The 21383-nt window shown below is 46.2% G+C and carries 16 protein-coding genes; 7 read left to right on the top strand and 9 right to left on the bottom strand.

Annotated elements, in window-relative coordinates:
• Positions 1 to 112: 112 nt before the first annotated feature.
• Positions 113 to 655 (bottom strand): CueP family metal-binding protein, encoded by a 543-nt coding sequence (locus tag ACE3K2_RS17205; protein ID WP_421892651.1) that lies wholly within the window; start codon positions 653 to 655, stop codon positions 113 to 115.
• A gap of 172 nt (positions 656 to 827) precedes the next feature.
• Entirely contained in the window at positions 828 to 2687 is a 1860-nt protein-coding gene (locus ACE3K2_RS17200; RefSeq protein WP_421892648.1) for an AraC family transcriptional regulator, read from the bottom strand.
• A 202-nt stretch (positions 2688 to 2889) separates the two neighbouring features.
• On the opposite strand from ACE3K2_RS17200, the gene ACE3K2_RS17195 reads away from it, so the two are divergent.
• Positions 2890 to 3864 (top strand): ABC transporter substrate-binding protein, encoded by a 975-nt coding sequence (locus tag ACE3K2_RS17195; protein WP_421892645.1) that lies wholly within the window; start codon positions 2890 to 2892, stop codon positions 3862 to 3864.
• 414 nt (positions 3865 to 4278) lie between these two features.
• Here the strand turns inward: ACE3K2_RS17195 and ACE3K2_RS17190 are convergent, their stop codons facing one another.
• The 5 genes from ACE3K2_RS17190 to hcp all read right to left on the bottom strand — a co-directional run bounded on the left by ACE3K2_RS17190 (position 4279) and on the right by hcp (position 11284).
• On the bottom strand, positions 4279 to 5310 hold the full coding sequence (locus ACE3K2_RS17190) for an NAD(P)/FAD-dependent oxidoreductase (RefSeq protein WP_421892642.1): 1032 nt from the start codon (positions 5308 to 5310) through the stop codon (positions 4279 to 4281).
• On the bottom strand, positions 5311 to 6327 hold the full coding sequence (locus tag ACE3K2_RS17185; protein WP_421892639.1) for an ABC transporter substrate-binding protein: 1017 nt from the start codon (positions 6325 to 6327) through the stop codon (positions 5311 to 5313).
• Positions 6328 to 6429: 102 nt separating this feature from the next.
• The gene (locus tag ACE3K2_RS17180) at positions 6430 to 8055 is read right to left on the bottom strand and encodes a helix-turn-helix domain-containing protein (RefSeq protein WP_421892636.1); all 1626 of its coding nucleotides are present in this window, start codon (positions 8053 to 8055) and stop codon (positions 6430 to 6432) included.
• A 230-nt stretch (positions 8056 to 8285) separates the two neighbouring features.
• Positions 8286 to 9695: a PTS transporter subunit EIIC gene (locus ACE3K2_RS17175; protein ID WP_421892633.1), complete on the bottom strand. Its 1410-nt coding sequence runs from the start codon at positions 9693 to 9695 to the stop codon at positions 8286 to 8288.
• A 296-nt stretch (positions 9696 to 9991) separates the two neighbouring features.
• A complete protein-coding gene (gene hcp, locus ACE3K2_RS17170; RefSeq protein ID WP_421892629.1) occupies positions 9992 to 11284 on the bottom strand; it encodes a hydroxylamine reductase in 1293 nt (430 codons plus the stop codon).
• A gap of 307 nt (positions 11285 to 11591) precedes the next feature.
• Here hcp and ACE3K2_RS17165 point away from each other — a divergent pair, with 307 nt between their 5' ends.
• Positions 11592 to 14243 carry a cation-translocating P-type ATPase gene (locus ACE3K2_RS17165; protein ID WP_421892626.1) on the top strand — a complete coding sequence of 884 codons (2652 nt, stop codon included), beginning with the start codon at positions 11592 to 11594 and terminating at the stop codon, positions 14241 to 14243.
• Positions 14244 to 14277: 34 nt separating this feature from the next.
• On the opposite strand, the gene ACE3K2_RS17160 is transcribed toward ACE3K2_RS17165, so the two are convergent.
• Positions 14278 to 14667 (bottom strand): VOC family protein, encoded by a 390-nt coding sequence (locus ACE3K2_RS17160; protein WP_421892623.1) that lies wholly within the window; start codon positions 14665 to 14667, stop codon positions 14278 to 14280.
• Between the two features lie 246 nt (positions 14668 to 14913).
• Here ACE3K2_RS17160 and ACE3K2_RS17155 point away from each other — a divergent pair, with 246 nt between their 5' ends.
• Positions 14914 to 16254, top strand: a complete 1341-nt coding sequence (locus ACE3K2_RS17155; protein WP_421892620.1) for an MFS transporter — start codon at positions 14914 to 14916, stop codon at positions 16252 to 16254.
• A 159-nt stretch (positions 16255 to 16413) separates the two neighbouring features.
• On the opposite strand, the gene ACE3K2_RS17150 is transcribed toward ACE3K2_RS17155, so the two are convergent.
• Positions 16414 to 17070, bottom strand: a complete 657-nt coding sequence (locus tag ACE3K2_RS17150; RefSeq protein ID WP_421892618.1) for a DUF2625 family protein — start codon at positions 17068 to 17070, stop codon at positions 16414 to 16416.
• Positions 17071 to 17169: 99 nt separating this feature from the next.
• On the opposite strand from ACE3K2_RS17150, the gene ACE3K2_RS17145 reads away from it, so the two are divergent.
• The 4 genes from ACE3K2_RS17145 to ACE3K2_RS17130 all read left to right on the top strand — a co-directional run bounded on the left by ACE3K2_RS17145 (position 17170) and on the right by ACE3K2_RS17130 (position 21370).
• A complete protein-coding gene (locus ACE3K2_RS17145; protein ID WP_421892615.1) occupies positions 17170 to 18657 on the top strand; it encodes a DUF5123 domain-containing protein in 1488 nt (495 codons plus the stop codon).
• A 244-nt stretch (positions 18658 to 18901) separates the two neighbouring features.
• Complete coding sequence (locus ACE3K2_RS17140; protein WP_421892613.1) at positions 18902 to 20116, top strand: MFS transporter; 1215 nt, start codon at positions 18902 to 18904, stop codon at positions 20114 to 20116.
• Positions 20109 to 20672 carry a TetR/AcrR family transcriptional regulator gene (locus ACE3K2_RS17135; RefSeq protein WP_421892610.1) on the top strand — a complete coding sequence of 188 codons (564 nt, stop codon included), beginning with the start codon at positions 20109 to 20111 and terminating at the stop codon, positions 20670 to 20672. Before ACE3K2_RS17140 ends, ACE3K2_RS17135 begins: the two co-directional genes overlap by 8 nt.
• 47 nt (positions 20673 to 20719) lie before the next feature.
• Complete coding sequence (locus ACE3K2_RS17130) at positions 20720 to 21370, top strand: hypothetical protein (RefSeq protein WP_421892607.1); 651 nt, start codon at positions 20720 to 20722, stop codon at positions 21368 to 21370.
• The last annotated feature ends 13 nt before the right edge of the window (positions 21371 to 21383 follow it).

Here is a 21383-nt window from a genome sequence, read left to right as displayed (position 1 = left end):
GGAATTGATTTTTGTCAATGCAAAGTACCTTATTCCCATTCTTTTATGAAATAAAAAAAGGAAAGGGATAGCTCAAAGGCCATCCTTCCCTTCCATTGCTTCTCTGTTTGCCTTAAATCAACTGCATCGTGGTGATGCATGTATTATCATTTTCGTATGTAGACAATTGTGTTTCTGCAACCTTTCCATCTCGAACAATACGAATCAGATAGGTTCTGTCTCTTGGCACCCAAAAATCCATAAATCCGTTCGCACCAGACTTGATCACTTCATCTTTCATAAAAGTGTTGCCTTGAGAATCGTGAATGGTAACACTGAATTCTTTATTGCTCAGTTCCCCCTGACAACCGGTCAAGCTATGAATGGCACAGGGATGAGTCTGGTCCATATAGGGTGCAATGGAAAGAAAAAATTCGTTCTCAGGCAAATCATATGTAGTTGTATGCTGATCTTGATCTGTGACGATTAACTGTTTGGCATTAATGGAGGCAGATTCCGGGGTCTCTTTTCCTGTGCTGATATCTTCCACCATTTTTCTGATGTTGGGCGCATTGGCTGTACCCGCTTCTTCCTTGCCCGTATTGCTTGCAAACAGGTAGGTTCCGATCACAATTACAATTGCAACACTTGCAATGATCCACATTTGTTTTTTCATCTGGAGTCCATCTCCTCGTCCGTTTTTATTAAGTATAATGGAGAACTTACCCTCATGGACCTGTACAGCGAGGAATTCACCAGATATTCACATATATGGTTGGCTCGTTTCGGGATAAGCATAGATGGAATATTGGCTTGATATGTTTTACTGCTCATTACGTGAGCGGCAATTAACGTGCCATAATCCGCTCTGCCATTTCCTCAGCTTGCAGCACCGCCGACAACGGGTCGGACAGAAAATATCTATTCCAATCAAGGTTAATAATCCGGCAGTGCTCTGTCTCGATCGATTTCTGCCATGGTTTGACTGAAGATGGATCATCAGAACCATGTCTTGGACCATTATCCAACACCAACAGGTAGTCCTCCAGATACCCACCTACCGCACTCCGCGCAATATCCAGAGATTCCAGACCCGGCTCTAGTAGCTCCTGACGAACCTTGCCTGCCGCCTTCAAGTTCAGTAATCCGTAGGCCGCCTTACCTCCACGAGTTCCCGTATCTCCCACAAGGGTAATATGTTCTCCCCAATTCGGATCAATGAGGGTAAATGTCTTCTCAGAAGAAACCTTGCTCGTGATGGTTTGTTGCAAAGTATGTACTCTCCGCCCGTATTCCTTAATCCATGTTTCGGCTTCTGTATGGCGATTCAAAATACGTCCCATCTCACGAATCCCCTCCGCGACAGAGGTGTCCCCATTCCCTCCATAGACCACCGTAGGTGCAATCCGGGCATAGGAAGCATAAGCAGCAGGATTCCAGGTGATAATCAGATCCGGTTCCAGTTCAAGCACCTTTTCAAGTGAAATAAAATTATGATTACCGATATCCTGTACTTGGTCGCAGATATAAGGCTCTAGCATTTGGTTGCTTTCAATGAGTGAATGCGGCGCTCCGAGAGGTGTCACTCCCAATGCCAGTACTTCTCCCAAATTCCAGTCCACAACAACACGGCTAGGCTTGTTCGGTATCATAATCTCGCCCATGCTTGAGGCAAACACCCGAGTTCTGGCTCTTGGCACCGTCGGCGTCGAGGACTTCCTCACCTGGATTCCTCTCAGGTCTGTATTCTCTTGAGCTGGCCGAGTTCGGTCAGCTTCAATTATAGGTACCGTTCGTTCGCTCCATCCCGGATAATGACTTTCCAGAAGGGAATGTGGTTGGCATGTTTTCGGGGCTATATCTGGAATGCTACTGCTACTCTCTCGACGCTTTCTGTAAAAGCCCGGAGAAACCCCGTAATGTTTCTTGAAATAACGACTTAGCGTATAGCCGTTCTCATAGCCTACTCTCTCCGCGATTTCCTGTAAGGTCCCTTTGGTGCTCACCAGTAGTTTCATCGCCTGTTCCATCCGAATCTGAGACAGCACACGACTGGGACTCGTATTTAATTGAAGCTGAAACAATTGGTTCAGATACCTTGGACTGCATTCCAAAATATCAGCTACCTGCTCCATCTTAAGTGGTTCCGCGTAGTGACGTTTCAGATAAAGCACTGCCTGATCTACTCGATCCAGCTTCGTACGGTTCTTCCTCTGCTCCTGCATTTGTTTCAACATCTCTGCAAGCCACTGATAGAACAACGCCTTGGTTTGAATTCGGCCTGCTGATTGTAGTTCAATCCACTGTCTGTATATAAATTGCATGATCTCAATTAAAGGCAATGGATACATTGGTTCAAACCCAAAACTTACTTGCAGAGAATCCGACCCAGTATTGGTTAGGGAACTTTCCGTATTGGCCCTCTCTGGTCCTGCTGACGAATAAGACAACACATGTATTTCCATCGGATTCTTAGCCAGACAATTCAGGCGTGTTCCTTTGGAGGCGTGCAGAATATATGTCCCTTTAATCTGATGCATCGCCTGCCCAAGCCAGATCTTCCCCTTGCCATTCGTAATTAATAAAAAAGCATTCGAGGGAAGTGTCCACGTATTAGGATCTTCACTGATGTTCACGGTCATGATCCGAATATCCAGTAATCGGATGGTTATATGCTCCCATAATGCCCCGTATTCTTCTATGTTCATTGTCATGGACCTTTCTATTATTTCTCGTTACCACATCCATAGCTTTGCCTCATCATATATGATAATCATTCTCAGTTCAACCTGTTGATTGAGTTCTGAAATGGGTATGCTTTCACTTCCGAATCGGTTATTGTGCAATCGTCATATTGCCTCTACAGTTATATTAAATGAAAATCATTATCAATTAGAAAGAGGGTTCGTCATGTTGTTTAAGAAAGTTTGGTATTGTATGGCCCTGCCTGTTTTGCTGATTATGGCCATATTCATTAGTGGTTGTACCCAAAAAGAGACGGTGGAACCCGTCACGACAGAAACAGAAAGCACCGCAACACAGACAAGAACAATCTCCACAATGATGGGAGACGTTACAGTCCCCCTCAACCCGGAGCGGGTAGTTGTTGATTGGAACATAGGACATGTTCTGGCTGTAGGGGTAACACCTGTCGGTGTACCGAGCAGCCTGCTGGATTATGGAATGTTCCTGCGTGACAAGCTTGAGGATAGCGCAGACTTGGGTAACCACAGTGAGGTTTCGCTTGAGAAAATGGTAGAGCTGGAACCGGATCTGATTATCACATGGGACCAGGAAAAATTTCAGACCTATTCCAAAATCGCTCCGACTGTTGTATTCGTACCCGATCAGTATGATTCCATGGAAGCCGAGGTAACTGCCATGGGCGAGATTCTGAATCGCGAAGCAGAAGCCATCGCGTGGAACAAATCGTTTAAACAACGGATTGCAGCTGCTCAGGCCAAAATCAAAGGTGTAATTCCGGACGGTGCCACCTTCACCGTTGCCGATTTTAACTTTTTGAAAAACCCAGCCATTATCGGCAACAGCGCCAATCGTGGTGGAAGAGCAGCCTATGAATTGCTAGGACTGACTCCTGCACCCAAGGTGAAATCAGATCTTCTGGACCAAGGCAAAGAAAACCTGGAAGCTAGCGCGGAGGTATTCGGAGAGTACGTGGGTGATTACCTGCTGATGATGGTTACAGAAGGTACGAAAGATCACTCCCTGTTGCCTAACGTCTGGGACCATCTGCCCGCGGTGCAGAACAACCATATCTTCAAACTGGATATCCATAAATATTTCACCGCTGATCCCTATACCTCCATTCTGCAAGCCGAAGAGATCGCAGATCGACTCGCAAGTGGACAGACTGAGCTGAATTAGCGCAAGTTTCAAATCTAATGAAATAACAATAGAAGCCAACGAACCTGAGGCGTCTTATTCAACGATTTGAAGCGCATACAGAAATCTAACGAACCTGGGACACTCTATATCAGATTAAAAGGCCGTTTTCAGTGTTTTTACTAGGAGGTTTCGTAGATAACGTGTCTGGTGTTCCTTAGAATTTGAAAAGAGGTTCTGAAGGCCAAATAAGATGTCCTGAGTTCCTTAGAAAATCATCTATCCATTCGCCAAGATTGGTAGTCTGGGATTCAAGACTTTTTATCCAGCTCAAAAAAAGATTACACAAACAGCGCCACCAGAATGATTCAGGTGGCGCTGTTTTATTTGGTTTCACCATATCACTAAACTAACAAGGCTTCTTCAAATTCCCTTCCTCTATCCGTACAAACCTATCTACGTATTGGAGAGAGCTTTGTTTTTCTCATAGAACCGAGCGTTGTGAGAGGATACACCCGCCATATCGGAAGCAGCAGGTTCCAGATACGTCTTGGCACTATTAACTGCAAGCACCGCATCGTTAAAAGCACCTGCGATCAGCCTGACTTTGCTTCCATAAGTGATGAAATCCCCTGCTCCAAATACGCCCGGAATGTTGGTACGCATTCGTTGATCAACGGAAACGCCGTAGTCTTCCCGCGCCAATCCCCATTGCACGAGGTTTCCAAAATCACGATCATAGCCATGGCTTACGACGACTTCATCCACCTCAACATGTGTGATCTCACCGGTTTCTGCATGGGCCAGTTCGACACGATCAATTTTGTCACCTGTACCGTATAAACGTGAGATGGTATAAGGTGTCATGACGTTCGCCTGAGCTCTCATCTGGGCAACAGGCAGCTCATGTCCGGTAAATTCATGACGTCTATGTGCTACCGTAACTTCACTTGCAATCTTGCCCATTTCATTCGCCCAGTCAACTGCGGAATCGCCGCCACCCGAGATGAGAACACGCTTCCCGGCAAAACGGGACAGATCGGTTATCGTATAGTGCAGATTCGTCAGTTCATACCGATTGGCACCCTCGACATCCAGCTTTTGCACCTGCGTCATACCTCTACCCGCACATAACAGGATGGTACGTGTGTAATGACGCTCGCCTGTTTTGGACATGAGTACAAATACTCCATCCTCACGTCGTTCAAGCTCGGCGATTTCCTGCCCAAACACAATCGTTGGTTCAAACGTTCTTGCCTGTCTCTCCAGTGATTCAATCAGCTTCTCGCAGCGAATCGGTTCAATCCCGCCCACATCCCAGATCAGCTTCTCCGGGTACGTACGCATGAATCCACCCAGTTCCTGCTTGGCTTCGATGATCTTGGTACGCATGGCTCTCATCCCACTATAAAATGAGGCATACATACCAGCTGGCCCACCACCAATGATCGTAATATCGTAGATATCCAATTCTGTCTCCGTTGTCATTTAAGGCACCAACTTTCCAACAACATAGTCCATCAATTTTACAGAGCCAATCGGACCCACACCCGATACGAATTGACTTGTCTTCAACGGGAAGACATGATCATTCTTCACAGCCTCCAGATTTGACCACACCTGGCTTGCCTTCAGATCTTCCATAGATTTCTTCGTGTCATAACCTACGAGGGTTCTGTCTTCGAGGAAAATATAATCCGGATTCATCTCAGGCAAGAATTCCAGTGAGAACTGGCTAAACCAATCTGTAGAGTTTTTGATCGCTTCAGGGCTATTCAGACCCAGGATATCATAGAAGAAAACACTACTGCTTCCTCCTTTGGGACCCATGAAACGATAACGATTGTGTTCAACCCGGAGGACCAATACGGTCTTGTCTCCCAAGGCTGCCGCAATTTTCTCTTTTCCTTGTGAGGCTTTTTCGTCGAATTCAGCCAGTACTTTGGCAGATTCTTCGGTCTTATCGAATATGGCAGCCAGCTTTGGCATCGCACGTTTCATTTCACTGTTGGCATCCAGTGCCACCGTAGGAGCGATTTTGGACAATTCATCATATACGCCCTGTTCCATACCTTCGCCAGCTGCGAGGATCATATCCGGTGACAACGCAAGCAACTGCTCATAATTATATTGATATTGCTCAACTTCAATGATCTGGACTCCATGTTCTTTCAAATAATCAGGGCGGTATTCCGCTTCCACTTCTGGAGTTAACAAAACGATTTGAGGTGTAACCCCCATTTCAATCAGATACTCGGCATAGATCGAATCAAATACAACCAGATTTTGAGGATGGGTCGGAATCGTTACTTCTCCAAACTGATCCTGCACCACCTTAGTCCCACTCTCATTAGCTGCTTCTTCTGGTGTACTCGCTGCTCCTTCAGTTGGAGTACCTGCTGTTCCAGTTGTAACGTTCTCTTCAGTAGTTCCACCTGAACATGCCGCCAGCATAATACTGATCACCAGCAGCATGATAGCTAACCCTTTAAATCTTCGTGACATGATATACTTCTCCCCTTATGTATATTGATAATGATAATTATTATCAAATAGTATCAAATAAGAAGTGTCGCTTCCATAGCATATCGTGCGTATTGAGTTGGATTATTGTGCTCTCTCATGATGAGATTCCGTAAGATGGCGAATGATCTGATTAAGGATCAGAGTATGTCCCGTAATTCCGTGACCGTCCACCCACAGATGGGTATCTACGTAAAATACCCGATTATTTTTCACAGCCTTCAGGTCATTCCATTGCGGACTCTCCCATAGTTTCCTCATATTCTCTTCAGCACTGAAGTGTTGCATGATCCGCTTCTCCACCAAGAGGTAATCGGGATTGGCTTGGGTGAGCAGTTCAAGCGAACAAGGATTAAACCAGGCTGCACCTGAATCCAGTACTTGCGGCAGTGATAATCCAAGCTGTTCATATAACAAGTGTGATACCCCGTGGGAATGCCCTCCCAGATATCGATAACCAAATGCTTCTACCCTTAGCAGCATAACTGTGGATGCGGATTGAATAATGGATTGCAACTGTCGCTTAGCTACACTGACCTCATGTTTCATCTGCTGATGCAGTCGATGAGCCTCTTCTTCTTTCAGAAACCAGGCTGCCAATTGATCGAGCATGCGTTCCACATCTTGATGAAGCCCGGTGAGAATCGGTGCAATTGTGCGCAGCTCCCTTTTGACCTCTTCTGTTAATACATTTCCAATCAACATTTCCGGCTGGACTTGCCGAATAAGTTCAATCTCCACGTCGTACTGTGTAACCTCCAGCATTTTTACTCCATGTGTTATAAATTGTTCCTTATGATGTGGGGACAACAGGATCGGGGTTACCACTACGGCATGGGGGATGACACCCAGATGAATCATGATTTCGCCGCAAATGGGAGACAGTGTCACGATCTTTCGCTGCGTCATCGTCTGCTTGTACATTTTGGGTGACACGCCAGTCAATTGTTTGAAACGTCGGCTGAAATAATGAGCATCTTCATATCCTGAATATTTGGCAATATCCTGAGAGGTTGCTGTGGTTAATATGAGTTCTTCCTGCGAGCGATAGATCCGGTAGTGGGCCAGATAATCCAGAGGTGGCTTACCATATCGTTCACTGAATTTGCGGGAATAATGCCATGGACTCATACCGGCAATCTGAGCTAACTGTGTACGTGTAATGACCTGATCATAATGCTGCTGCATGTAGTTAATGGAGCGAAGTATACCGTGTTCTGGCTTCACCTCGTTATCCGGCGGTTTCCGATATAGATTACTTAACAACTCATATAACAAATGCTGATGGCCAACCCTTCCTGCACTCTGATCCTCTGTGTGCACTTCACTCCAATGCTGAATCATACTTGCCAGAGCTCCACCGGACAGTTGCACTTTCTGATACGCCTCGCCTGACGGTAACCGCCATTCAAATTTCTCAGCTTCCCGTCCATCATGCAGCACCGAATATGTATCGAACTGAACATGCCAACCTGCCAGATCGAGGTTGCCACCTTCAATGACCTCCATTACGGAGTTCTCTTCAAGCGCAATTAATTCTCCAAAGGAAACATGCACTCGGTATCCATTCATATTCCAGATCGCTTTACCATCAACAATAAATATCAAGGTGTGACTGGGAAAGTGGTGCAATTCACCTTTCGTTATCCATGCATGGGTTAATGCCTTTGTTGACTTCCACTGCGCAATCCATTCCATGTTGTCAGACATATCGTTATCCTTTCCAAGGGATTAATCATCCTGATTTATGACGTTTCACTATATCAAAATACATGACATCTCCATATCCAACAACCTATGGTTTGATAAAATGGTGGAACATCTATTATCCATTTCATGCTTATATTACTGAGATAACAAGCAAAAAAAGCCAGTACCAACAGGTACGGGCTTTTTTTTTACAACTTGAATGCTTCTTTTTCAATGCTACATTTTACGTATTACTCGATAATAACGTTTGGTGACCCTTCTCCCCGTTTCTGTTCTTTTCCTGCCATCCAATACGTCAGTACACCTGACACACCGAAAGCAATGACTACACCGATGCATGTATGTAACAGATTCAGGCTACCCTCTTCAATGAAGAGTGGCAGGCTAACCAAACCCGGATTTCCAATAATAGCGAATGCCTTGACAGATAACAAACCAAAATACAGTCCACCCACAGCTCCACCCAGCAATGCCGCGCAAAAAGAGGATCTTTTTCTCATGTTGACCGCATACAATGCAGGCTCTACAACTCCCATGAGTGCTGTTCCAGTAGCCCAGAAAGCCAGTCTTCTGGAGGCTGGCTCCTTCGAGCGCAATCCACTTGCAAGCGCAGCCCCTGCTTGTCCAACAATCGCCACTAATATCGCAGCAATGATTACAGAAGAACCGTTCATGACGATTTCATTAATGATGATGGCAAGCATCCAGTAGTGTAATCCCGTAATTAACATCAGCGAGAAAACTGCTCCCAGTAATATCACCGACACCACTGGAGCATTAGCTACCAGTGAATCCAATGCCTCCGGCAGATGTTCATCAACCCAGGTGCCGAATGGACCAAGAATCATCAATACTAGTGGCACAACAATCAGTAACGTCAGGAATGGAGCAACCATCCCTTTGGAGAATTTTGGACTCCATCGTTCAATGGCTCTTTCCAGGTAGGTCGCTGCACAAATCGTTAGAATGACCCAGATGGCCGTAGAGTAAAAAGCAGGCTGGGACACCAGTGGAAAACCCAGGAAATGCACCTCTTTTTCCCCCGACATCAGCATGGTCATCTCCGGATAAAACATGAGTCCGCCAATCGATGCGGCAACATAGATATTGCTCTTCAACCGATACGCAGTGCTGATAGCTACCAATACAGGCAGTACATAAAATACACTGTCTCCAATGATTCTGAATATGGCAAAGGTCTGGCTGTCCATCAATGCAGAAGAATCCGATGAACTGTATGTATCCATTAGCGTTATAATAGCGAGTGCAATTTTAATAACGGCAGCTCCGAGAATCACAGGCATCAAGGGCCTAAACACATCGGATACAAAATGTAAGATCGAGAATCTGTTCTTCTTCGCATGTCCTGCTTTCTTCAATCCTGTTCCTGCAACTTCCACGATATCCATAAGCTGAAGCGCATTGTAGATCTGGGAGAATTCGTCTCTTAATGCCAGATGACACTGCTCACCTGTTACCCGAATATCTGCCATATCATCTGTGGTTGCCAGAACCGACATATTTAATAGGCTGCTATTCTTCAGCACTAGCGTCGTTGTGCCTTTATCGTGCTCTACAAGCTTGATGTTCTCCTTCCCACCTGCGAGTTTCAAGCAATCTTCAATCTGTGTGTCATGCATGATGTACAATCTCCTTATGTTACGGTAATCCCGTGTTTTGTGATGTGTTACTCTAATATGCCTCTATCTATATACACATTTCCACGAAAAAACTTCAATAGGATAAAAAAACTAATTTCCCTGACATTGCATGTTCATTTATACAAGGTATATTGACCTATGAAGGTCGAAAAAGCAATAAAAGCCTACTGTTATGTAGGCTCTTATCCATCTTTACTTATGAGTAATACTCGCCATACTCACAACCGACATTCGCCGTCATCAGATGAGGATGCACGTAAATATACACCCTCATTCTATGACAGTGCCAACATGGCGTTCATATCTTCTTCTGCCGTTGTAATTAACTTCAGACCAAACATATCCACGAGTACATCCAAGACACCAGCCGAGATGAATTCAGGCGGTTTGGGTCCAATCCGAATGTCCTGAATGCCGAGGCTGAACAGGCCGAGCAGGATCGCAACTGCTTTTTGCTCAAACCAGGACAGCACAATGCTGACAGGCAACTCGTTCACGGTACAGCCAAAAGCATCCGCCAAAGCCATTGCAATCTTAACCGTAGAACCGGAATTATTGCATTGACCCAGATCGATATAACGCGGTATGCCCGTGTCTCCAACCGTACCATAATCCACATCGTTGAAGCGGAACTTGCCACAGGACGTGGTCAGAATGACAGTATCATTTGGCAATGATGTCGCGAGTTCACGATAGTAGTTGCCACCTTTGCCTGGTGCATCACAGCCTGCAATAACGAAGAATCGACGGATATGACCGTCTTTCACCGCTTGAATAATCTCTGGCGCAAGCCCAATCACGGTCTCATGATGGTACCCTGTCGTTAAGACTTGCTCGGACTTTATATCGGCCGCAGGCAGGGACAATGCACGTTCAATCAGAGGGGAGAAGTCATCATCCATAATCTTGGCAACACCCTCCAGACCCGCCACTTCGTATGAGAAAAAGCGGTCTGCGTATGTGCCTTTGATCGGCATAACACAGTTCGTCGTTGCGAGAATCGCACCCGGGAATTGTTCGAAAAGTCTTCTTTGATCGTACCAGGCTTTGCCGATATTCCCCTTGAGATGAGCGTATTTTTTCAACACCGGATAACCGTGCGCAGGCAACATTTCCGAGTGAGTATAGATGTTGATTCCTTTACCTTCAGTTTGACGAAGCAGCTCCTCCAATGCATACAGATTATGTCCCGTCACCACGATGCACTGTCCTTCGATCTGGTTCTGGCTAACCGTAATCGGTTCTGGTACACCAAAGCGGTCCGTGTGCGCACGGTCCAACACGTCCATAATGCGGATTGCTGCATTACCTACCTTCATCGCCATCTCCAGATGTTCTTGTACATTAAAATTCGAGTTCGTTAATGTCATATATAATGCCTCATGTGTAATCCGATCCACCTCAGGATCAGAATATCCCAACTGGCGTGCGTGTGTCGCATAAGCAGCGATGCCTTTTAACGCAAAGATCATCGTATCCTGCAAGCTTGCAATTGTTTCGTTTTTGCCGCATACCCCTACCACGGTACACCCGCCACTCGGCGTCTGTTCGCATTGATAACAAAACATATGGATTCCCCTCCAAACTTAGATTAAACGCAGTTCGTTAGGAAATAGCGTAACAGACCCTGATATGAGCTAGTGTGATGGTGCACACAGTTTCTGACCAATATCTAAATATAGTTCTCTAGACCAACATCCAAACTGGAAATAATAACATACAAAAAAAGGAATATCTCGGTTCATTATGAAAAATACTGTGTACAGCTAAAAACATATACATTGCATAATCCTAAAAAAACGGAAATGAAACGATTCTAGATTTTGCCCGTAAGGGTAATACACAGAGAAATCTAATATTCAAGGAGCTGGTCAATTGCAACATTACAGACACAGTGCAGAGGAAACCCTTCAGGATGTACAGAGTTCCTCCAAGGGACTCACGACTTCGGAAGCTGCCAAGAGACTTGAAACGGAAGGTTACAATGAGTTAAAAGGCAAAGATGCAACGCCAGTTTGGAAACTGTTCCTCGAAAATTTCAAAGATCCGATGGTCATCGTGCTGCTGATTGCAGCCGCGGTACAGGTTGTACTTGGACACCTGATTGAATCGTTGATCATATTCCTGGTTATTTTGCTTAACGCAGTAATCAGTGTAGTTCAGACCAAAAAAGCCGAGAGCTCGCTCGACGCGCTGAAACAAATGTCTGCTCCTGAAGCCAAGGTCATTCGTGACGGGCAGAAAAAGACCATTCCAGCAAGAGAACTTGTTCCCGGTGATATTGTTATGCTGGATGCAGGTGATTATGTCCCGGCAGACGGGCGTATCCTGGAATCAGGAAGTTTGAAAATCAACGAAGGTATGTTGACTGGAGAATCCGAAGCAGCGGAGAAACACGCCGACACCATCCCGGATGAAGCTCCAATCGGAGATCGTCGCAATATGGCCTTCAGTGGCTCACTCGTCGTATATGGACGGGGCATGCTTGTCATTACAGGCACAGCTCTCAAAACCGAAATTGGTAAAATTGCCGAACTGATTGAAAATGCCGAAGCCAAGAACACGCCATTACAACGCAAGTTGGAATCATTTAGCAAAAAACTGGGCTTTTTCATCTTGGGATTGTCGATACTCATCTTTGGCATTGAAGCCGGTCGTGTATGGTTGACCGAAGGTACAGAGAATATCGGGCCGTCCATTGTAAATGCACTGATGTTTGCTGTAGCTGTTGCGGTTGCTGCCATTCCTGAGGCACTATCCTCCATTGTGACGATCGTATTGTCACTCGGAACAAATAAGATGGCCAAACAACATGCAATCATTCGCAGACTGCCTGCCGTGGAGGCACTCGGTTCTGCCAGTATCATCTGTACGGATAAAACGGGAACACTAACTCAGAACAAGATGACTGTCGTGGATTATTACATTCCTCATGGCACCAAGGACGAATTCCCCGATGATCCCGATCAGTGGTCGGAAGAGGAACGGCGTCTGTTACATATTGCAGTGCTCTGCAATGATTCGAATATTAACCAGGAAGGCAAGGAACTGGGTGATCCAACCGAAGTGGCCCTCATTGCCTTCAGCAACCGGGTGAACAAGGATTACAATGAAATCCGTGACCAGTTCCCGCGTGAAGCCGAGCTTCCTTTTGACTCGGATCGAAAGCTCATGAGTACGGTTCATACGTTTGAGGGACAGACGGCTTTGCTGACGAAAGGTGGACCAGATGTGCTGTTCAGCCGCTGTAGCCATGTGTTTATCAACGGTGAAGTTCAGCCCCTCACACCTGAGATTCGCACACAGTTTGAAGAGAAAAATGAGGCTTTCTCCAAACGTGCCTTCCGTGTGCTGGCCTATGCGTACAAAAAATTCGATGACAAAAGCCAGGTCACCATTGATGACGAGCATGATCTGACACTGGTTGGCCTGACAGCGATGATTGACCCACCGCGTGAAGCGGTATACGGCTCTATTGAAGAATCCAAAAAAGCGGGCATTCGCACCATCATGATCACCGGAGATCACAAAACGACGGCTCAGGCCATCGGTGTGGATATCGGCCTTGCCGAACCAGATGATCTGGCCATTACCGGCGCCGAACTGGACAAAATGTCCGATGAAGAGCTGGATCAAAAACTCGAACACATCTCCGTATACGCCAGAGTATCACCTGAGAACAAAATCCGAATCGTGCGTGCATGGCAGCGTAAAGGCAAAGTTGCAGCCATGACCGGAGATGGGGTTAATGACGCGCCTGCACTGAAACAGGCAGACATCGGCGTAGCGATGGGTAGCGGCACGGATGTCGCCAAGGATGCCGCTGCCATGATTCTGACAGATGATAACTTTGTCTCCATCGTGAATGCAGTCAGTGTTGGGCGGATGGTATTTGATAATATCAAAAAAGCCATCGCATATCTGTTTGCCGGTAACCTCGGAGCGATTATCGCCATTTTGTTTGCCTTGATCGTCGGCTGGGTTAATCCGTTTACGGCCCTTCAGCTGCTGTTCATCAATCTGGTGAACGACTCCCTGCCTGCCATTGCTTTGGGTACAGAGAAGCCCGAGCCAGATGTCATGCGGCGTAAACCACGTGATATTAACGAAGGCATCTTCGCAGGCGGAACCTTGCAGGCTGTGATTACACGTGGTGTCCTGATTGGCGCAGCTGTTATCGTGTCCCAATATATCGGGCTTGGCATCTCGGAGGAAATGAGCGTAGCTATGGCCTTCACAACCTTGATTCTGGCACGCAGTCTGCAAACATTTGCAGCACGTTCCAATACACAAACCATCTTCCAGGTGGGCTTTATGACCAACAAATTCGTGCTTGGCTCCATTCTGGTCTGTCTCTGTCTCTACGCAATCACACTGATTCCAGGTGTGCGCGGCGTCTTCGCTATTCCGGACACATTTGGCTGGAATGAATTCTTCATTGCAGGTGGACTCGCTCTTGCAGCCGTCATTCTGATGGATGTCATCAAGTGGGTTCGCAATCGCGGTAAACAAGTCACTGCTGCTTAGGATCTGCAATATCGTATGCACAAACAGGCGCCCCTTATCGGAGCGCCTGTTTGATGCCAAAAGCGATCCATCGTCCATCAATATCCTCGATCACAAACTCCTTGTTATTATAGTCTGTATGATTGAGGGCACGTACGATCTTCACATCTGCGTTGATCAATTCCTGTTGAAGCTCTTCCTGGTTCTGGGTAATAAAATAGGCATCATATCCATAACCATATAATTCTCTGTTGGGAATGACCTTCTGTCCATTACTTTGGGTTAAAATAATCTCGGTAAGATCACGATAAAGGCAAATATGAGGTTCCGCGGCCTCGAGATATTCGACCACACGAAAGCCCATCTTTTTTTCATAAAATTGTGCTGTTCGCTTCATATCCAACGTCGGAAATACGCTGTGGGACATTAATAGTAAGTGATGCATACTGTAAACTCCTTATAAAATAATCAATCTAGTTATGTATTCCAACCATCATTTTACCCAATTTCAGGGAACCAGTCTATAAATTCCGAACCTACAACTCTTAAATTTTACTTATACTTCGCAATATATAGTATGACATTATTGCCATATACTAAAATGAAGTGTAAAATGATATATTGCTTTTCATCACATTTTCATCAAAGCTCAATCCGAATTCACATTCATAGATAAGACAGGAATGGTACCGTGAAAGATAAAATTGTCATGCCACTCTGGACGTGCTGCCTGTTCATCGTTGTGATGAACACCACCATGTTCAATGTTTCTTTGCCCGTCATTATTCATGATCTGCAGATTACCTCGGACCTGGGGTCTTGGGTCATCTCCAGCTATTCCATTGGTTACGCCCTGTCGACGGTGATTTACAGTCGATTGTCAGACCGTATCCCGGTACGTAAACTGCTAACAGTCGGGCTGCTGATCCTGGGGTTGTCTTCATTGCTGGGGTTGTTCGCGCATAACTTCGCGATCCTGTTGCTGACACGCATTCTGCAATCTGCAGGTGCAGGGGTGATGGCCGGTCTGGGCCTCGTCATTGCGAGTCGTTACATCCCGGTGGAACGTCGCGGTGCTGCCATCGCGCTCATCTCATCAGGCAGCGCCATGGCTTTTGGACTTGGCCCCATTGTCGGCGGACTCATTAGCGAGTACTGGGGCTGGAACGGACTTTTTGCCATAACCGTGCTTGTCCTGCTCGCCCTGCCTGTATTGCTCTATTTTCTCCCACGTGAATCCGTCCAAACGGATCAGCCATTTGATGTTATTGGTGCCATACTAACGGTTATTAATGCCACTACACTTCTGGTAGCGATCACCCAACAGTCCTGGTTGTGGTTTACCATTGGCGTTATTTCACTTGTTGCACACCTCCTGTATATTCGGAAAGCGAGTCTTCCATTTGTGAATCCACACGTGTTCCGAACGCCAGGATACACCCGCTTAATCCTGATCGGGTTCTGCGTGCTGGTGGTGAATCTGGGCAATCTGTTTTTGATGCCGCTTGTGCTCGCTGATCTATATGGACGCTCTTCGCTCGCCATTGGTTTGCTGATTGCCCCAGGAGCCATTGTTGCAGCATTCTGCACCCGTTTCGTCGGACGCTGGATCGACCGTTATGGCAATATGCGATTCATGATCATCGGACACCTCCTGCTCGTAGCGGTACTTGCCTTATTCATGCTCGGACTGGACCAATCCGCCCTGGTCATTACCAGTGGTTATCTCTTTTTCTCACCGGCACTCTCTGCATCCATGGCTTCATTGAATAATGAAGCATCACGTGTGCTGCCCAAAGCACAAATTGGTTCAGGTATGGGCATGTTACAATTGATTCAGTTCTTCGGTGGATCGGTATCTGTAGCCGTCTGCGGGTTGCTGCTCCACAGCATTCCGGGAGTACCGGTAGAGGAGGCTTATCATGTGGTGTATGCTTGCCTGCTGATCGTCTGCGTTGTTTCACTGGTTCTGACCATCTGGCATAGCAGAGCTTCACGCTCTGGCATTGAACCTCTTCTATTGGACAATTAATATAGGATGTTTAAAGTTCAGAACAAAAAGGCCCGCGCCAAGCGCGAGTCTTTTTTAGTTTGGAACAGAAAAATCGTTTTGTTTCAAATGAATCACTCAATGAACTTGAACTTATCGGTCATCAGTTGCTTTCCTTATTTCCTTCTACAGCAGCGTCAACTATTTCCCGTCCCGTGCCGACTTCCAGGCCTCCATGATGCTAATTGGGGATTTGCTGCTGCTCTCTCCGCCACCTTCCTTCGTCCAAAGTGGTGGATAATACGCAAATACTTGTCCCGTCTGTAGCTGTGCCATATCCTCCTGCCAGCCTTTCCAGCGAAACGTCTGATAGAACTGCCCCAGATCACCATCCGCCAGCCAGTTAATGAACTCTGAATATGTCAGTTCTGTCGATTCCCATTCAAGTGTATCCGGTGCAAAATAATGGATGTGTCCCGTACGGCCATACTTGCCTGTATCCAGTCCGAAGAAACCACCTGCCCCATCATATGCGACGACCATCAACCCTTCCAGAACATCTGCCCAAGGTTGCTCACTCACACCATTCCAACTGGTGAGGCTTCCATATGTACTGTCACCACCCGCACCAAGCAGCGTGATCCAACCATGGTCAAATACAATACCTTCTGTCTCATAAGCAACAGCTCCCAAATAGGATTTGGTGCTTATTTGCAGACGATAGAGGACATCCTCTCCAGCCTCCTGCTTTGCCGGAACATACACATATGTATTTTGCCCGCTATCCAGAAGTTCCTTGAGTTCTTCCCATGCGTGATTCTCCCGATCTACTAATTCCGCTATAGTTAATGTATTCATGAGCCGTCTCCTCCCAGATTTTATAAAAAGCATATCATGGCTTATTAACCCGTTCAAATCTGCTATAATCTAGCTGGTAAATATAAAGGAGGAACAACTTTGATTCGTACAGTTCTACTAATTATTCCGATTCTACTGTTATTCACATCCGGTTGTCAGGATCATAGCCAGTCCATGAAGGCACCCGTTTCTGTTCAAAAGTCTGATCCTCAGGTCATCCATTACATATCTCCCCAAGGAAAGGACTCCAATAAAGGAACCCTTCAATCTCCGTGGAAAACGTTGCAGCACGCAGCCGACCATGCTTCACCAGGAAGCACCATTTATCTGCGTGAAGGTGTCTATCATCAAAAAGTCAAAATCACTCGGAGTGGTCATTCCTCCGGTAATCCGACCCTATTTTCCAGCTATCCGCAAGAGAATGTCGTCATTGATGGTGAAGGCCTCTCTGCAGATGGCATCGAAGGGCTGATCGAAATTGACAATGCCAGTTATATCACGATTCAAAATCTCGAAATTCGTAACTTCACGACCACACTCCGGGGCCAGGTTCCAACCGGGATTTATGTCCACGGAGCGGGTGAGCATATCCAACTATTGGGCAACACCATTCATGCGATCGCTAGTAACGCATCTCCTGAAGGTCCCGATTTGCGGGGCAGGGATGCCCACGGTATTGCCATATATGGCACAGAGCACCCTCGAGCATTACGCAATATCATCATTAAGGATAATGAATTGTATGATCTTACACTGGGTTCCAGCGAGGCCCTTGCCATCAACGGCAATGTTGATACCTTTGCCATACAGAATAATGTCATCCATGATGCCGACAACATTGGTATTGATCTGATCGGGTACGAGGGTACGTCCGAGGATGATACATACGATCAGGCCCGAAATGGCATTGTACGAGGCAATGAAGTATACGATATTACGTCCAATAACAATCCCTCCTATGGAACAGACCTGCCCAATGATACGAACTCGGCCGGTGGCATCTATGTAGATGGCGGGAAAGATCATATCATCGACCAGAACCGGGTATACCGGAGCGACATCGGAATTGAGATTGCCTCAGAGCATGCCGGGCGTTCAACCAGCAACATTACCGTGCGTGATAACCTGATTTATTCCAACAGATTAACGGGGATTGCCATGGGAGGTTATGACGAAGAACGAGGAGCTACCGAGGATAGCAAGATTATGTACAATACACTTGTGGAGAATGATAGCCTGAAGGCTGGCAATGGACAGTTATTCATACAATCACGGACAAAGAACAATACGTTCATGCGTAACATACTCGTATCGGGCAGCTCGGAAGTACTGATATATAATGAATATACGAGCAATACCGGCAATGTGTTTGACCATAATGTCTATTACTCACCAGGAGAACAGGAAGATGCCCTGTGGGTTTGGAAAAATAAAGCCTACTCCGGCATCGCCGCCTACATGAAGGGATCTGGCAACGATGCACACTCCATATATGTGAATCCCGCATTTATGGATGAAGCGAGTGAAGATTTTCGTCTTGTAATGAATTCTCCGGCGAAGGCGTATGGTTACCTTGCCCCACGGTAAAGTTAATCTGATGCTACTCAAGTGGAGTCACCCCCTCCTCGCTTCACACAAATAAAAGGAGCCTGTGTTATGTGGGATCATCCCCTCACCAAGCACAGGCTCCTTTTTGCTTTCATTTAATGCAATTCACCCCTGAACTTCTTACCACCCAAGTTTCATGTGCCACCCTTTACAATCTGACTACAGTCAGGTAAAATCAGTGAAACATGTCGCGCGACAGAGATCACCATTACGGAGGGAAACCATGATTACTTCAACACACAGTACTACACCTCAGCAACTCTGGGGAAGATCTTTTATTTTCATCATGTTAGCCAACGCATTATTGTTTATGGCATTTGAAATGTTGCTTCCCACCTTGCCCTTATTCGTTTCAAGTCTGGGTGGCGAAGCCTCTCAGATTGGACTAGTTACCGGCATATTTATGTTCTCTGCCATCCTGATTCGACCCTTCACATCTGTTCTAGCAGCTCGAATGGATAAAAAATATCTGTTGATTATCGGTATCGCCATCTGCGCATTAATGACAGGCGCATACTACCTATCGTCAGGTATTTGGATGATTCTTGTATTTCGAGTGATCCATGGATTCGGATTTGGTTTGGCAACGACATATTTTGCAACAATTGCCACTGAAAACATACCAAGAGATCGCCGGGGAGAAGGCATGGGGTATTTCGGTGTAGGGGAGACAGTCGCCATATCCATCGGACCATTGATCGGTACCAGTCTGTTATTTAAGTACAACTACCAGAGCTTGTTTATGGGTGGCATGTGTATTTTGCTGCTGGCTCTCCTGATGACGATATTTGTATCCCGTAAGCCGAAAACAGGAGGTAGTAGCGAGTCTATGCAACCCCATGTCCCTTCGGTGAAATTGATTGAAAAGAAGGTTCTTTTCCCTTCCCTTCTCATTATGCTCGTTGGCATTGCAGCCGGTTCAATCATGTCCTTTGTGGCTTTATTCGCCGCCGAAAGAGGGTTCGAGAATATAGCATGGTTTTTCTTTGTCATTGCCATCGCCAGCTTTGCCGTCCGACTGTTTTCGGGGAAAATGTTTGATCGATGGGGACCAGGCTCCGTATTGTTGCCTTCTGCCGTGTTTGCAATCGCTGGATTGCTGATGCTGATTATCGCCCAGAATGATGTGCAATTCCTGATCGCCGGTGCGTTATACGGCTTTGGCTTTGGTGCCATATTCCCGGCCATTCAGACCTGGTGTGTGAATCTCGTAGAGGAACATGAGCACGAAAATGCGATGGCTTCCTTCTTTAACTTCTTTGACCTCGGAATTGGTGGTGGTTCGTTGATCCTAGGCGTTGTGGCATCTGCATTTTCCTATACGGTGGTGTATGCTATCTCTATAGGCATTTTTGTGGTATATATCTTGTTATATTTGGTATACTCCCCAAAAAAGCAGCGGTATACAGCTCACCAACTGGAGGTAGACATTGAGTAAAAAACGAATCAAGGAAATTGCCATTCAACATTTTAATCGTTTGGGTTACGAGGGGACCAAGATGGCGCAGATTGCCGAAGAGGCAGGCATTCGCAAGCAATCTCTGGCTTATCATTATTCATCCAAAAAAGCGTTATTACTGGAGTTATATGAGGAAGTCGTACAGGAGGAACAGCAGTTTGTACTCCAATTTTTCAGTGAGTCTGTGACCCAAACGTTGGATCAGCAGCTATATGCTTTTTTGCATGAACACAAAAATCGTTTCCTGACAAATCCAAACGTTGCTTTTATGTATATCCTGTCCTTTATCACACCGCTGGAAGTACATGATTTTGTGCTAGCCCAATATCGGACGTACCTCGGGACACTGAAGGAAGAACTGGCAGCCGTATTTACCAGACATTCCGATATACGCCTGAGTCCGGAAGAAGCCACCGTAGCCTTTGTCACCGTGATGGATGGATTGGATGTACAGCTCGTGTATGAGACACGGCAATCCTATGAACAAGCTTTGGCGATTAGCTGGAATGTCTTCTGGTCAGGCATTCAGCACTAACCAATTGATTACGATTAGACTACACCAAGTAGGAGGAATCAGACAGCATGCAACAACTGGATGCGGCCTTGAGCCGTTTTGTAGAACAGCAGGATTTATATAATGAAGCTTATGGACTTTTCAAAAATCATGATATACGGCCTCGCGAACCACATCACCAGGCGGAAGTAGATTCACGAATAACTCTTTCTCCAGAACTTGAGTACCTGTACAGTCACTATGAAATGGTGGATGCCCAGGCTGAAGGTACACTCAAAATGAAAAACGCCGCCGTTGAGATCGGTGATGCCGCACTGATTTTCTTTGTCGCACCTGAACATCTGCTTCGTCAGCAACTGGGTTACCGCTGGATTGGCATGAATGAACCTTATGAAGAGTCCTCCACTTGGCCAAAAAATCATGTCGTCATCGCAAACTTTAACGATGATCCGTTAATTGTGGATGTGGAAGCACCGAACTCTCCCGTATATGTCGCTTTCACAGGTGGAGAAGCAAACCGTGTTGCTAATTCGCTGGCAGACTTTTTCAGTGCACTAGCCATCATGATTGAAGCGGCACGCACCTATGCCGGCGAATTGAAAGATGAAGAAACCTATGAGACCAAACCCGAGGTTCTGGAGCACGTGGAGCCTTTATTGCAGGATCTATTGGGAGAAGAATATACTGCTCATCTCTTCGAGTATCTGTCATTTTGTTAAGCCGTTGAATTGA

Source organism: Paenibacillus sp., from assembly GCF_048976745.1.
Classification (GTDB): domain Bacteria; phylum Bacillota; class Bacilli; order Paenibacillales; family Paenibacillaceae; genus Paenibacillus.
The sequence above is the reverse complement of the archived record's forward strand: the minus strand, read 5'-3'. Positions and strand labels throughout refer to the sequence as shown.

What these genes read in the sequence shown, in the direction of transcription:
- ACE3K2_RS17205 (WP_421892651.1), bottom strand. Translation starts at nt 655, where the DNA reads ATGAAAAAACAAATGTGGATCATTGCAAGTGTTGCAATTGTAATTGTG.
- ACE3K2_RS17200 (WP_421892648.1), bottom strand. Translation starts at nt 2,687, where the DNA reads ATGAACATAGAAGAATACGGGGCATTATGGGAGCATATAACCATCCGA.
- ACE3K2_RS17195 (WP_421892645.1), top strand. Translation starts at nt 2,890, where the DNA reads ATGTTGTTTAAGAAAGTTTGGTATTGTATGGCCCTGCCTGTTTTGCTG.
- ACE3K2_RS17190 (WP_421892642.1), bottom strand. Translation starts at nt 5,310, where the DNA reads ATGACAACGGAGACAGAATTGGATATCTACGATATTACGATCATTGGT.
- ACE3K2_RS17185 (WP_421892639.1), bottom strand. Translation starts at nt 6,327, where the DNA reads ATGTCACGAAGATTTAAAGGGTTAGCTATCATGCTGCTGGTGATCAGT.
- ACE3K2_RS17180 (WP_421892636.1), bottom strand. Translation starts at nt 8,055, where the DNA reads ATGTCTGACAACATGGAATGGATTGCGCAGTGGAAGTCAACAAAGGCA.
- ACE3K2_RS17175 (WP_421892633.1), bottom strand. Translation starts at nt 9,695, where the DNA reads ATGCATGACACACAGATTGAAGATTGCTTGAAACTCGCAGGTGGGAAG.
- hcp (WP_421892629.1), bottom strand. Translation starts at nt 11,284, where the DNA reads ATGTTTTGTTATCAATGCGAACAGACGCCGAGTGGCGGGTGTACCGTG.
- ACE3K2_RS17160 (WP_421892623.1), bottom strand. Translation starts at nt 14,667, where the DNA reads ATGCATCACTTACTATTAATGTCCCACAGCGTATTTCCGACGTTGGAT.
- ACE3K2_RS17150 (WP_421892618.1), bottom strand. Translation starts at nt 17,070, where the DNA reads ATGAATACATTAACTATAGCGGAATTAGTAGATCGGGAGAATCACGCA.
- ACE3K2_RS17140 (WP_421892613.1), top strand. Translation starts at nt 18,902, where the DNA reads ATGATTACTTCAACACACAGTACTACACCTCAGCAACTCTGGGGAAGA.
- ACE3K2_RS17130 (WP_421892607.1), top strand. Translation starts at nt 20,720, where the DNA reads ATGCAACAACTGGATGCGGCCTTGAGCCGTTTTGTAGAACAGCAGGAT.